Source organism: Streptomyces sp. NPDC054961 (assembly GCF_053609145.1).
Genome location: NZ_JBSGWY010000001.1, coordinates 391,335 through 404,566, shown reverse-complemented (window position 1 = coordinate 404,566; position 13,232 = coordinate 391,335). Strand labels below are relative to the sequence as shown.

Genomic DNA, 13,232 nt, shown 5'->3' with positions numbered 1-13,232 from the left:
CGATTCCGTCAGTCGGCGCGCCGTCAGGGCGCGCCCTCGCTGCGAGGACTCGCTCATGCGACATCCCCCACGTCCCTTCGCGCTGCTCACAGGGGCAGCGCTCGTCACGGCGAGCTGCGCGTTCGCCGTCATGGGTACGGCCCCAGGAGCCGCGGCCGCACCCCTGTGCACGGTGAAGTACGCGGTCGTCGGCCAGTGGGCCGGCGGATTCCAGGGCGCGGTGACCGTCACCAACCACGCTTCCGCGCTGAACGGCTGGAGCCTCGGCTTCACCTTCCCGGCGGCCCAGACCGTGAGCCAGGGCTGGGGCGCCAAGTGGTCCCAGACCGGACCGGCCGTCGTGGCCGCGAACGAGAGCTGGAACGCCGCGCTGGACACCGGAGCGAGCGCGACGACCGGTTTCATCGCCTCGTGGTCGGGCGCCAACACGGCGCCCAGCGCCTTCACGCTCAACGGAACCCCTTGCGCCACGGACCCGGGACCGGACCCGACGCCCACACCCACACCCACCCCCACACCCACGCCCACGGACCCGACCGATCCCCCCGACCCCGTGTCCGGCGCACCCGAGTTGAGCGTCACCGGCAACCGCCTCACCGACCAGAACGGCGCCACCCGCCGCCTCCTGGGCGTCAACCGCTCCGGCGCCGAGTTCATGTGCGTCCAGGGCAACGGCATCTTCGACGGTCCCGTCGACGACGCCGCGGTGCGCGCCATCGCCGACTGGAAGGCCAACACGGTCCGCATCCCGCTCAACGAGGAATGCTGGCTCGGCCTGGACAACATCACGCCCGAGTACCGGGGCGCGCGGTACGTCGACGCCGTCAAGGGGCTGGTCGACCGGGTGCTCGCGCACGGCATGACCCCGGTCGTCGAACTGCACTGGACCTACGGCCAGTACACCGGCAACTCCTCCGGGTGCGCCGACGTCCACGCCTCCTGCCAGAAGCCGATGCCGGACGCCCGGTACGCGCCGGCGTTCTGGACCTCGGTGGCGAACACCTTCAAGAACGACCGGCGGATCACCTTCGACCTGTTCAACGAGCCGTATCCGGACCGGGCGGCTTCCTCCCCCGCACAGGCGTGGACCTGCTGGCGCGACGGCGGCACCTGTCCGGGCATCGGCTACGAGGTCGCCGGCATGCAGGACCTGGTGGACGCCGTCCGCGCCACCGGGGCCCGCAATCTCCTGCTCGTCCCGGGCATCGCGTACTCCAACGACCTGAGCCAGTGGCTCACCCACTCCCCCACCGACCCGACGGGCGATCTGGCCGCGGCCTGGCACGTCTACAACTTCAACACCTGTTCCAACGAGTCGTGTTGGGACTCCACCCTCGCCCCGGTCGCGGCCAGGGTCCCGCTGGTCGCGGGCGAGATCGGCGAGAACACCTGCGGACACGCGTTCATCGACCGCGTCATGGCGTGGTCCGACGCGCGCGCCCTCTCGTATCTCGGCTGGACCTGGAACACCTGGAACTGCTCCTCGGGACCGTCCCTGATCACCTCGTACGACGGCACACCCACCGCATTCGGCCTCGGGCTGCGCGACCGCCTGCGCGCCCTGAACTGAAAGGCACCCCCCGACATGAGCCGCACCATCCCCCATACCGCCCTGCTGGCGGCCCTCAGCCTCGTCACCGCCGCCGGCGCCACCGCCACCGTGTTCGGTACGAGCGCCGGCGCCGCCGCCGCCGGCTGCAAGGTCGACTACCAGATCACCAACCAGTGGAACAACGGCTTCGGCGCCAACGTCACCGTCACCAACACCGGCGACCCCCTCACCTCCTGGACCCTCGAGTGGTCCTACGCGAACGGCCAGCAGATCACCCAGGGCTGGAACAGCGCCCTCACCCAGTCCGCAGCCGCGGTCACCGCCAAGAACCTGTCCTACAACGGCAACCTGACCACGGGCGCCTCCACGTCCTTCGGCTTCAACGGCTCACACACCGGCACGAACACCGTCCCCGCCACCTTCAAGCTCAACGGCGTCACCTGCAACAACCCCACCGACCCCACCACACCCCCCACCACCCCGCCGACCACCCCGCCCCCCACCGGCGGCAAGGCCGACAACCCCTATGCCGGCGCCAAGGTGTACGTCAACCCCGAATGGTCCGCCAAGGCGGCCGCCGAGCCGGGCGGCAGCCGGATAGCCAACCAGCCCACCGGCGTCTGGCTCGACCGCACCGCCGCCATCACCGGCTCGACCACCTCCATGGGCCTGCGCGCCCACCTGGACGCCGCCCTGGCGCAAAAGGGCAACGGCGAACTCGTCGTCCAGCTCGTCATCTACAACCTCCCCGGCCGCGACTGCGCCGCACTGGCCTCCAACGGAGAGCTCGGCCCCACCGAGATCGACAGGTACAGAACCCAGTACATCGACCCCATCGCCGCCATCCTCGCCGACCCCGCCTACGCGGCACTGCGCATCGTCACCACCGTCGAGATCGACTCCCTGCCCAACCTCGTCACCAACGTCTCCGGACGCCCCACCGCCACCCCCAACTGCGACGTCATGAAGACCAACGGCAACTACATCAAGGGCGTCGGCTACGCCCTGAACAAACTCGGCGCCATCCCCAACGTCTACAACTACGTCGACGCCGGCCACCACGGCTGGCTCGGCTGGGACGACAACCTCGGCGCCTCCGCCGAAATGTTCAGGCAAGCCGCCACCGCCGAAGGCTCCACCCTCGCCAAAGTCCACGGCTTCATCGTCAACACCGCCAACTACAGCGCCCTGAAGGAGGACCACTTCACCATCGACGACACCGTCAACGGCACCTCCGTACGCCAGTCCAAGTGGGTCGACTGGAACCGCTACACCGACGAACTCACCTACGCCCAAGGCATGCGGACCAAACTCATCGCCCTCGGCTTCGACTCCCACATCGGCATGCTCATCGACACCTCCCGCAACGGCTGGGGCGGCACCACCCGTCCCACCGCCCCCGGCCCCCGGACCACCGTGGACACCTACGTCAACGGCGGCCGCTACGACCGCCGCATCCACCTCGGCAACTGGTGCAACCAGGCCGGCGCCGGCCTCGGCGAACGACCCCAAGCAGCCCCCGCCGCCGGCATCGACGCCTACGTCTGGATCAAGCCCCCGGGCGAATCCGACGGCGCCAGCAAGGAAATCCCCAACAACGAGGGCAAGGGCTTCGACCGCATGTGCGACCCCACGTACACCGGCAACGCCCGCAACGGCAACAGCATGTCCGGGTCCCTCCCCGACGCACCCCTCTCAGGACAATGGTTCTCCGCCCAGTTCCAGGAACTCATGAAGAACGCCCACCCGGCACTGTGACCCACCGCCGGTGAGCCGGCGGCCCCGCACGTCGGCCGGAGCCGTACGGAACCCCTGGATTCCGTACGACTCCGTGCCGCGCCCCCGGCCGCCGGTACGGGCCGCGGCCGGCTCAGTCGTCGTCGCCGCGCTGGTGACCGCGGCGGGCGTCGCGGTCGAAGATGCCGAGGATCTCGCAGGGGCCGCCCTCGGCCCCGATGGCGTGCGGCAGCATCGTGGGGAACTCCGCCGCCTGGTTCGTCTCCACCCGCATCCGTCGGTTGCCCAGCAGCAGGACCGCGGTTCCGGACAGGACGACGAGCCATTCGCGGCCCGGATGGGCACGCATGCGGGCCGGGTTGTCGGGCGGCGGGTTCGTCAGCCGCTGACGCACGACGCTCATCCCGGGGTCCCACCGTACGGGCCAGCGCATGCGCCCGTGCGCCGCGTCGATCGTCGGGCTCGTGATGACGTCCTCGGTGGCGGTCTCGACAAGCTGGTCCAGGGAGGTGTCCAGGGCCCGGGCCAGGGTGACCAGCTGGTCCAGGGCCAGGCGGCGCTGGCCGTTCTCGATGCGGCTGAGCGTGGACTGGCTGACCTGGGCACGGGAGGCGAGCTCCTCCAGGGACCAGCCCTGCGCCATCCGCAGGGCCCGGATCCGTTTGCGCACCAGGCTGTCCAGCTCGTCCTTCTCTTGCGTCATAAGCAATATGATATGCACTTCCAGCAAGAGGCGTCGATCGTCGTGAGCGTGCACCCTCGCCCCTCACCCCTCACCCCTCACCCCTCACCCCTCACCCCTCACCCCCCTTCTACCGCGGCCGTCGCCCGTCACCGGTCACCCGTCCACCCCCGCGCGGACGCCGGCACGGTTCCTCTGCGCTCCGCGAGATCTCGAAACCCCGGAGCGCACAGCCGAGTCGAGCGCACACCGGCGAGGCGCACGGGAAACGGACCCGTCAACTGCACGCTCCCGGCGGCGCGTAGCCCCGCGCACCCCGGTGTGCCGGTGTCCCCGGACGAGCGCGGCAGGGGCCGGATCGAAGGCGGCATCGCCCCTCCCGCCCGCCGGTTGCCGTGGTTCACGGTGAACCGAGGGGTACGGATCCCGCCGGACGGGAACTATCACCGCCTGATGGTGAGTACCATCCGGCAGCAACACCGCACGGTACGAAGAGAGTGAGCAACCATGGCCGACGAGTCGGACACCACACCCATCCACAGCCTGTACGCGCAACGGTTCGCCGCTGATCTCGATGTCAACCGCAAGGAGCAGGAGAGCCTCACCGTACAGATCGCGGAGCTCGAGGCACGCCTGAAGCAGCTGAAGTCGGACGAGAGTTGGCTCAGCGGCATGCAGGGCACACTGGCACCGAAGGCGGAGGAGAGCGTGACCCCGTCCGCCGCCGCGGCGCCCGCTACCGCACCCCTGGCCGTCCCCGGCGCCACTCCCGGAGCCGTTCCCAAGCCCCGTCAGGCGAAGAGGGCGGCCGTCGGGACCTCGCGCGCCAAGAAGGCGGCGCCGGACAAGAAGGCCGCGGGCACCACGCCCGCGCCCGTCACCGAGGTCAAGGCACAGACGGTGAAGGCCAAGCCTGCACCGCGCAAGGCCGCCACCGCGACGGCCAAGAAGGCCACCCCCGCGGCTGCCGCCAAGACCGAACCGCCGCTCCGCGAACTCATCCTGGCCCTGCTGGTCGGCGCCGCCGAACCCCGCCTGGTCAACGAGATCACCACGGCACTGGCCCAGGCCCACCCCGCCCGCCCGGCCTCCACGCAGGTCGTGCGCAACGCCCTCGAGGCCCTCACCAAGAAGGGCAGCGTCGAGAAGGAGCACAAGCAGGGCTCGGTGATGTACACCGCCACCGCCCCCGCCGATGTCCCGGCACCCGTCACGACCGGGGCCACGACCGGGGCCGCGGCCGCGGACGTCACGGTCGAGAAGCCGGCCGTGAAGGTCTAGGCGGTATCCGGGGGGTGGTCCCCCGGGAGGTATCGGGCCCGGCGGTCCGTACGGAACTCACCCTTCGCACAGATGCTCGACGCGGAGGGTTCCGAAGGTGATGCGGGTGTGCGATCCGTCGTCCGCCCAGCGCACCTCGACGGACCCGTCGTCCACCGTCACCTCGGTGACCGCCAGGGCCGGCGGGGCCGGATCAGGATCGCCGGTCAGCACGGCCAGGGCCGCGTACGGGCCGGTGCCCCGCGCCTGGGCCGTGAGCCGTGGCACGCGGGCCCACCGAGTGAATGCGGTGCCCGCGGGCGCCCGGGTCTCCTCCTGGGCGCCCCAGCCGTGCAGCGGGTGCAGTGCCGACACGAGGGGTTCCTCCGGGCCGGTGGCCCAGCCGGTCTCTTTCCGCCCGCGAACACCGGCCGATGCCAGGAAGCCGCCCAGCCCCAGCCGTCTCCGTGTCCGGCCCCCAGGGGGTGGATGCGCCGCCGGACGCTGCGGTTGCCGGCCACCACCACGGCGAGGTGGTGGTCCGGGGTGTTGCCGCGCGCGGTGGGACCGGTGCGGGTCGAGTAGGCCAGACGGCCGTAGAGGGGGTCGGCGTCCACGGCCGCTTCCGCCGCGTCCGGCCGGACGTGGTCACTTCCGTGGTGGTCCAGTCGTACGATCCCGTCGGCGCGGGTGCTCCGCACGAGCAGGCCCGGTCCGGCCAGGGCGCGCACCTGGCCGGGGCCCTCGCTGGGCGCGGCCTCCTCCGTCGCGGTCCACAGGGGATGCGTCCGCGGGGCGAGCAGGCAGACGAAGGCCTTGGACGCCCAGTAGGGCGAGGCCGGCCCCTAGTAGGCCTGCAAGGTCGGCGCGTGCGGACCGTGCCAGCCGAGGCTGAGCAGCCCGTCGCCACCCACGGCGCCCCGGTCGAGGAAGTAGCGCAGTGCTCCGCTCAGGATCCGCCGTGACGTTCCGGGGGTGAGCGGGGTGTGGCCGGTGACCGCGCCGAGTCCGACGGCGGACGCCGCGGCGAAGCGGTAGGTCAGGGAGCGTCCGAAGTGGACCGGCGCTCCGTCGGCGCCGAAGAGCAGGGAGAAGCCCTCCAGGTGCGCGCGCAGCCGGTCGCCGTGCGGGGGCGCCGCGCCGACGGGGTCCGTGAGGTGTGCGTCGAGCGCCGGATACAGGTGCAGCGCCCAGCCGTTGTAGTGGTCGAAGGCCCGGCCGTCGCCGTCGGTGTACCAGTACCAGCCCTCCAGGAGGTCCATCGCGTGGCGGCGGACCCGGGCCGTCCGCGCGTCCCCCCGGCCCACGGATTCCAGGAACCCGGCCACGGTGAAGGGGAAGAGGTACCAGTTGTTGGGGGCGGGCGTGTGACGCAGCGCGCCCCGCAGCCACTCCTCGGCCCGGTCCTGTACCGCGCTGTCGAGGCGGTCCCAGAGCCAGGGGCGGGTCAGCCGCAGCCCGAGGGCCACGGAGGCCGACTCGACCATCGGCTGGCCGTGTCCGTACGTGCACGTCACGGATGACCGGCCAGGATTCGGCGTCGTCGCGGCCCGGCGTCCGGGTCCCCGCCGCCAGTCCGTCGGCGTACCGCTCGAGCCAGCCGTGCGGGTCCTCGCCACCGGCGCCCGCGACGCGGAACGCGGCGGCGAGGAAGGTGCGCGCGTACCCCTCGAGCCCGTCCGAGCGCACCCCCGAGGCGGAAGGCCTTCCCGGCAGGTCGAGCCGGGCACCGTGCGGGGTGGCCCACCGCCGGGCCGCACGCAGCAGTCCGTCGGCGACCGCCTCCCCATGCGCCCGGGTGTATCCGGTGTACGGGCTCAACTGGCGTTCCTCGCGGGGAAGTCCGGGAAGTCCGGCGAGCTCGGGGAGTCCGGGAGGGACCATGGGTGGAGGTGGCCGAGTGGCCACCTCCGGTCAACAGGCCCCGGCCGGGTGCGGTCGGCGGCTGTGCCGGGACGGCGCCGAGGAGGTCCTCGGACACCGTCCGCGTGTTCTCGTGCCGTCGTCCGGCCCGCGTCCGCGGCGCCGGATCCGCCGCTCCGGACCGGGCGCGCGCGTGCCGAAGGCCCGGCCGGCGTGCCGGTCGGGCCTTCGGGGGTGTCCGGGCGGCGGCTCGCGCCGCGACCTCGGTCAGACGGTCACGGAAACGCCGAGCATCGCGGACGCCTGCTGCAACGGGCTGAGGGCGGGCGCGGGCGCGGCGGGCTCGGGGAGTCCGCGGCAGGTGAAGCCGAGCTGGGACATGGCCCGGACGACTTCGGCGGCGCTGAAATCACGGCGGTCCTGGCGGGTGACGACCTGGCCGACCTGCTTGACGGGGTAGACGCGGCGGCCGATGATCACCGACTCGCCGGTGACTTCCTCGGGCTTGATGCCCTTCATCGATTCCAGGACGCCGTTCTTGGTCAGGTCGAACGGGAAACGAGCGATGACGACGCGCATGATGCCTCACAGGGAGAAGGAGGAGGGACGGATCCGCCGCGGTGGAGCGGCTCAGCGGGCAAGGACGAGGACGCCCAGAGCGCTGCCTTGTTCATCGACGACGGGCAGGGCGTCGAGCCCGCGGCAGCGCATGGCGTGCTCGGCCTCGGCCACCGTCGTCACCGACGGGGCGACCGGACCGCGGTCGCCCCCCATGACGTCGGCGACCGTCCGCTCCGCAGGACGGGCACGCGCCGAGCGGAACCGCATCCGCGTCAGCGTCACCACGTACCTCCTGCGGAGATGGGTCGGTTACCCGGTGACGGCGTCAGGCCGCCGCGTTGGAGCCGGACTGCCGCGCGTTCACGCGCCGGGCGGCCGAGGCGGGGCTGCGGCGGCCGCGGGAGGAGGCGCTGCGCTTGGGGCGCTCGGAGGCGGGGGCGGTGATGGTGACGGGGACGCCGGAGGGGGCCTGGGCGCCGGTGATGCGGTGCAGTGCCTCGTCGCCGGCGCGGACCTGGGTGGTCTGGGGCACGATGCCGGCGGCCGCCATGAGGCGGGTCATGTCGCGGCGCTGGTGGGGCGTCACCAGGGTGACGACGCTGCCGGACTCGCCGGCGCGGGCGGTGCGGCCGCCGCGGTGGAGGTAGTCCTTGTGGTCGGTCGGCGGGTCCACGTTGACGACGAGGTCGAGGTTGTCGACGTGGATGCCGCGCGCGGCGACGTTCGTGGCGACGAGCACGGTGACGTGTCCGGTCTTGAACTGCGTCAGGGTCCGGGTGCGCTGCGGCTGGGACTTCCCGCCGTGCAGTGCGGCGGCGCGGACGCCGTTGTCGAGGAGGTCCTGCGTCAGCCGGTCGACGGCGTGCTTGGTGTCCAGGAACATGATCACGCGGCCGTCGCGGGCGGCGATCTCCGTGGTCGTGCGCTGCTTGTCGGCGCCGTGGACGTGCAGGACGTGGTGTTCCATCGTGGTGACCGCGCCCGCGGACGGGTCCACGGAGTGGACGACCGGGTCGGTGAGGTAGCGGCGGACCAGGAGGTCGACGTTGCGGTCCAGGGTGGCGGAGAACAGCATCCGCTGGCCCTCCGGGCGCACCTGGTCGAGCAGGGCGGTGACCTGGGGCATGAAGCCCATGTCCGCCATCTGGTCGGCCTCGTCGAGAACGGTGATGCCGACCTGGTTCAGCCGGCAGTCACCCCGGTCGATGAGGTCCTTCAGCCGCCCCGGCGTCGCGACGACGACCTCCGCGCCGTTGCGCAGCGCGCTGGCCTGGCGGCCGATCGACATGCCGCCGACGACCGTGGTCAGACGCAGCCTGAGCGAGCGGGCGTACGGGGTGAGAGCGTCGGTCACCTGCTGCGCGAGCTCGCGCGTCGGCACCAGGACCAGGGCCAGCGGCTGACGCGGCTCCGCGCGCTGTCCGGCGGTACGGGCCAGCAGGGCCAGGCCGAAAGCCAGGGTCTTGCCGGAACCGGTGCGGCCGCGGCCGAGCGCGTCACGGCCCGCGAGGGTGTTGGGCAGCGTCGCGCCCTGGATCGGGAAGGGGACGGTTACGCCCTGCGCCGTCAGCGCGGCCAGCAGCTGCTCGGGCATGTCGAGGTCGGCGAACGCCTCGACCGCGGGCAGCGCGGGAGTGATCGTCTTCGGCAGGGCGAACTCACCCTGGACCGCGGCCGGCCGACGGCCGTACCCGCCGCCCGAGCGGCTCGGGCCACCGGAGCGGCTGGGGCCACCGGAGCGGCTCGGGGCGGACGAACCGAATCGGCTGCCCCGGCTCGAACCGCCGCCGGAGCCGGAGCCGCCGTAGGCGGGGGCGCCGGTGCGGCTGCGGGAAGAGCGTTCGTTCCTACGTGTGGGGTTCATTCAGAACCTTCCTTGATACGGCACGTATCAAGGAATTCCCGCAGCGAAAGAGCAGCGCGGGTAATCACGAGAACGGGCCGAATAGAATGCGAAAGTGAATCCAGCCTGCACAACCCGGTTCGGGTGCAAGCGGCAACATCAGGGATGTCCTGCGGATGTGAAACCCGCAACCTGTCCGGAGGGCGGCCACGAAGAGCTCTGCGTCCCCGGAGGGGCTTCGCGGGCGACGGTCGTCGCGCGGGCGAAACCCGATACGAAAAATGCCCGTAGCTGGGTCCCGCACCCCGAGGGATGCGGGCCCCAGCTACGCAATGCCGCGTCAGCGTCAGGCCGGAACGATGTTCTCGGCCGTCGGGCCCTTCTGGCCCTGCGCGATCTCGAAGGTGACCTTCTGGCCTTCCTGCAGCTCGCGGAAGCCCTGGGCGGCGATGTTCGAGAAGTGGGCGAAGACGTCAGCGCCGCCACCGTCCTGCTCGATGAAGCCGAAGCCCTTGGCGGCGTTGAACCACTTCACGGTGCCAGATGCCATGTTTTATCTCCTTTTGGGGCAGTACGCCGAGGTCCGCGATGTACGGATCCCGGGTCGCCGCGATGATGCCCCGCCCGGAGATGTCCGGAAATACAAAAGCGCTTTTCACCTGCGGAAAAACAACCGGTGAAAGCTCTTGAAGTTTTGGGAACCACAACTGCAACTGAGATCGACAGTAGCACGTCGGAACGGCCACCGTCCGATAGATAATTCCACTCTCATTGAGAGGGTAAGAACCCTGCCCGCGCGGCCCGTTAAACCCTCACTTCGCGGTCACAGATATTGATCCACCCGGAGCGCAGCTTTTCAGGCAGCACCCGCGGGTGCCCCCCGACTCAGGCCTCGGACGGCCCGGAGGCTCCGGCGGCCCGCCGGTATTCGGCGTTGAGGCGCTGGGCCTCTTCGAGCTGGTCCTCGAGGATGATGATGCGGCAGGCGGCCTCGATGGGGGTGCCCTGGTCGACGAGCTCGCGCGCTCGTGCGGCGATGCGCAACTGGTAGCGGGAGTAGCGGCGGTGGCCGCCCTCGGAGCGCAGCGGGGTGATGAGGCGCGCTTCACCGAGGGCGCGGAGGAAACCCTGGGTGGTGCCGAGCATCGCGGCGGCCCGGCCCATGGTGTAGGCGGGGTAGTCGTCGTCATCGAGACGGTCGAACGAGTTACCTGCTGTCATTACATAGACCGTACCACCACAGGTGAATGTCTCCCCTGGCCACCACAGATATCCGAGACCCCGGAAGTGAGGCAATCCCCCTCGAAAGGGGTGCCCGGAACGGGGCACGAGCCGGACGGCGGGTCCGGTGCGCCCGGCACGGCGCTCGCTCGTGCGGTGCCGGACCGGTGTGTCGTTCGCCGGGCCGGGGCACCTGATCAGGAGCGACGTCCGGGGCCCGGCCCCCGCGCCGACCACCGCGCCGACCGTGGCCGCCGGCGGATCGGCGCGAGGCGGCGGACGCCGTGAGGCGGGCTGCCGGTGCGAAGCCCGCCCGGGGCGGGTCAGCGCAGTCCGGCGAAGAGGTCGTCCTCGGGCGTGGCAGCGCCGGTGGCGTCCTTGACGCGTACGAAGGTCTCCGTGCCCATCAGCTCGCCGAACCTCTCCTTGCCCATCTTGAGGAAGAAGATGTTCTCGCCCTGACTGGCGTGCGCGGCCAGCGCGTCGAACTTCTGGCCGCTGAAGGCGAGGGTGTCCACCCAGGTGGTGATCTCGTCGTCGGGGAGGCCGATCTCGGCCAGCGCGGCGGCCTCGGCCGGATCCGGCTCCGGCATGTCCCCGTCGTGCAGCTCGCGCATGATCTCGCCGAACTTCTGCATCCCCGAGCGGGGCATCGTCGTCCAGTACACCTTCGGGGTCAGCTCGGTCATCTCCAGCGCCGCCATGGTGATGCGGTGGGCCTGGATGTGGTCGGGGTGGCCGTAGAAGCCGTTCTCGTCGTAGGTGACGACCACATCGGGCCGGTAGTGCCGCATGAGTTCCGCGAGGCGGGCGGCGCCCTCTTCCACGGGGGTCCGCCAGAAGGATCCGGGGGCGTCGTTGCTCGGCCAGCCCATCATCCCGGAGTCGGCGTAGTCCAGCGTCTCCAGATCGCTGATCTTCAGGACGTGACGGCTGGCCTCGAGTTCTTGACGGCGCATCACGGCGATGGCCGCCGGGTCGTGTCCGGGATCGCCCGGCTTGACTCCCCCGGGTCCGTCACCGCAACCGCCGTCGGTACACGTCACGAGAACCGTGCGGATGCCTTCCGCCGCGTACCGGGCGAGGACCCCTCCGGTTCCGGTGGCCTCGTCGTCGGGGTGGGCGTGCACTGCCATGAGCGTCAAAGGCCGGTCAGTCATGAAACAGTCCTCCTGCGGACATACGTCGTGGTCAAGCGTGCGACGGGCTACCGCGGCCGGCGAACCCGGATCCGGGCGGGGCGCACGGCCTCGCGGTCCCCGTGTTCCCCGCCCGTGCGGCATCGGCCCCTCGGTCGATGCAACGGTGCCGACGGACCGGCTTGTTCCCGACGCGGCCGCTCGGCCGTCCGGGGATCCCGCCGGAGGGCGAGGCCGATGGCCCGTACCGCGGCGCGGAGGAGTCTCGGCCGTCCGCGCGCAAACCTGCTTGGCGGACCGCGGTGGCCCCTGCTACGTTTCCGACGGCCGTGCGAGAGAACGAGGAGGTGGTACCCGTGAACGCAGTATCGACATGGGTGCTCCCCTCCGGGGTCACGGTCGGACGATAGGTCGTCCGGGAGCGCCGCTCTGAGCACTCCCGAAAGGCACGACCATGCACGTCACTTCCGAGCAGCGCCTCGACGACGGCGTCCTCGCACGCGAATTCACCCTCGGCGAGATCCCCGGCACCCTGTGGACGCCCGAATCCGGCGGACCGGTCCCGCTGGTCCTGATGTCCCACAACAACGGCCTGCCCAAGGCGGACCCCCGGCTGGTGGCCCGCGCCCGGTACACCGCGGCGCGCGGTTACGCGGTGGCCACCATCGACGCCGCCGGGTGCGGCGACCGGCCCCGTTCGGCCGCCGACGAGCAGGCTCGGGCCGAACTGCGCCGGGCGATGCGGGCCGGCGAGCCGGTCGACGAGATCTTCGAGTCCCTCATCGGCCCGCTGGTCGAAAACGCGGTCCCGGAATGGCGGACCACCCTGGACGCCCTCCTCGAGCTGCCCGGGATCGGCGGCCCCGTCGGGTACTCGGGGGGATGGACCGCCCTCGGCATCCGCCTCGCGGCGGTCGAGCCGCGCATCGCGGCCGCCGGCTTCTTCGCCGGGGGCTACGTGCCCCGCGCCCAACGCGAGGAGGCCCGGCAGGTCACCATTCCGCTGCTGTTCCTGCTGCAGTGGGACGACGAGGGGAACCCCCGGCAACGGGCCCTGGACCTGTTCGACGCCTTCGGCAGCAAGGAGAAGACGCTGCACGCCAATCTGGGCGGGCACACGGGCACCCCGTGGTTCGAGCTCGAGGACGGGTGCCGGTTCCTGGACCGGCACCTGAAGTGAGACCGGGCCGCCGGGCCGGCCGCGGCCGGTAGGCGGCGCCGGCCGGTAGGCGGCGCCGGCCGGGATGCCGCTCGTCGAGGACGGGTCCCGGCCCTCCGCGGCTCCCCGCCGCGGGGGGGGGGGGCCGCCCGCCCCCCCGGGGGCCCCCGCCCCCCCCCCCCCCCGCCCCCGCGGGCGGGCGCCGCCGCCCCCCC

General features: G+C 71.7%; 10 protein-coding genes and 2 pseudogenes. 4 read left to right on the top strand and 8 right to left on the bottom strand.

Annotation, left to right across the window (positions count from 1 at the left end):
* Window positions 1-55 precede the first annotated feature (55 nt).
* Both ACWF9Z_RS01720 and ACWF9Z_RS01715 read left to right on the top strand, forming a co-directional pair.
* A complete protein-coding gene (locus ACWF9Z_RS01720; protein WP_453596343.1) occupies window positions 56-1,570 on the top strand; it encodes a cellulase family glycosylhydrolase in 1,515 nt (504 codons plus the stop codon).
* A gap of 15 nt (window positions 1,571-1,585) precedes the next feature.
* The gene (locus tag ACWF9Z_RS01715; RefSeq protein WP_453596341.1) at window positions 1,586-3,310 is read left to right on the top strand and encodes a glycoside hydrolase family 6 protein; all 1,725 of its coding nucleotides are present in this window, start codon (window positions 1,586-1,588) and stop codon (window positions 3,308-3,310) included.
* Between the two features lie 112 nt (window positions 3,311-3,422).
* Here ACWF9Z_RS01715 and ACWF9Z_RS01710 read toward each other — a convergent pair whose 3' ends face one another.
* Window positions 3,423-3,992 carry a helix-turn-helix domain-containing protein gene (locus ACWF9Z_RS01710; protein ID WP_453596340.1) on the bottom strand — a complete coding sequence of 190 codons (570 nt, stop codon included), beginning with the start codon at window positions 3,990-3,992 and terminating at the stop codon, window positions 3,423-3,425.
* Window positions 3,993-4,478: 486 nt separating this feature from the next.
* On the opposite strand from ACWF9Z_RS01710, the gene ACWF9Z_RS01705 reads away from it, so the two are divergent.
* The gene (locus tag ACWF9Z_RS01705) at window positions 4,479-5,252 is read left to right on the top strand and encodes a hypothetical protein (RefSeq protein ID WP_453596338.1); all 774 of its coding nucleotides are present in this window, start codon (window positions 4,479-4,481) and stop codon (window positions 5,250-5,252) included.
* Window positions 5,253-5,309: 57 nt separating this feature from the next.
* Here ACWF9Z_RS01705 and ACWF9Z_RS01700 read toward each other — a convergent pair.
* The 7 genes and pseudogenes from ACWF9Z_RS01700 to ACWF9Z_RS01670 all read right to left on the bottom strand — a co-directional run bounded on the left by ACWF9Z_RS01700 (window position 5,310) and on the right by ACWF9Z_RS01670 (window position 11,879).
* A pseudogene (locus ACWF9Z_RS01700) lies at window positions 5,310-7,115 on the bottom strand (DUF2264 domain-containing protein).
* Between the two features lie 246 nt (window positions 7,116-7,361).
* Window positions 7,362-7,673, bottom strand: coding sequence for an SCO5918 family protein (locus ACWF9Z_RS01695; protein WP_453596336.1), 312 nt, complete (start codon window positions 7,671-7,673; stop codon window positions 7,362-7,364).
* Window positions 7,674-7,724: 51 nt separating this feature from the next.
* Window positions 7,725-7,862: pseudogene (locus ACWF9Z_RS01690) on the bottom strand (CBS domain-containing protein); the annotation flags it as partial.
* A gap of 118 nt (window positions 7,863-7,980) precedes the next feature.
* Window positions 7,981-9,519: a DEAD/DEAH box helicase gene (locus ACWF9Z_RS01685; protein WP_453596334.1), complete on the bottom strand. Its 1,539-nt coding sequence runs from the start codon at window positions 9,517-9,519 to the stop codon at window positions 7,981-7,983.
* 325 nt (window positions 9,520-9,844) lie between these two features.
* The gene (locus tag ACWF9Z_RS01680) at window positions 9,845-10,048 is read right to left on the bottom strand and encodes a cold-shock protein (RefSeq protein WP_453596332.1); all 204 of its coding nucleotides are present in this window, start codon (window positions 10,046-10,048) and stop codon (window positions 9,845-9,847) included.
* Window positions 10,049-10,383: 335 nt separating this feature from the next.
* Window positions 10,384-10,719, bottom strand: coding sequence for a MerR family transcriptional regulator (locus ACWF9Z_RS01675; protein WP_453596330.1), 336 nt, complete (start codon window positions 10,717-10,719; stop codon window positions 10,384-10,386).
* Between the two features lie 323 nt (window positions 10,720-11,042).
* On the bottom strand, window positions 11,043-11,879 hold the full coding sequence (locus ACWF9Z_RS01670) for a PIG-L family deacetylase (RefSeq protein ID WP_453596328.1): 837 nt from the start codon (window positions 11,877-11,879) through the stop codon (window positions 11,043-11,045).
* A 433-nt stretch (window positions 11,880-12,312) separates the two neighbouring features.
* On the opposite strand from ACWF9Z_RS01670, the gene ACWF9Z_RS01665 reads away from it, so the two are divergent.
* Entirely contained in the window at window positions 12,313-13,038 is a 726-nt protein-coding gene (locus ACWF9Z_RS01665) for a dienelactone hydrolase family protein (protein ID WP_453596326.1), read from the top strand.
* Window positions 13,039-13,232 lie beyond the last annotated feature (194 nt).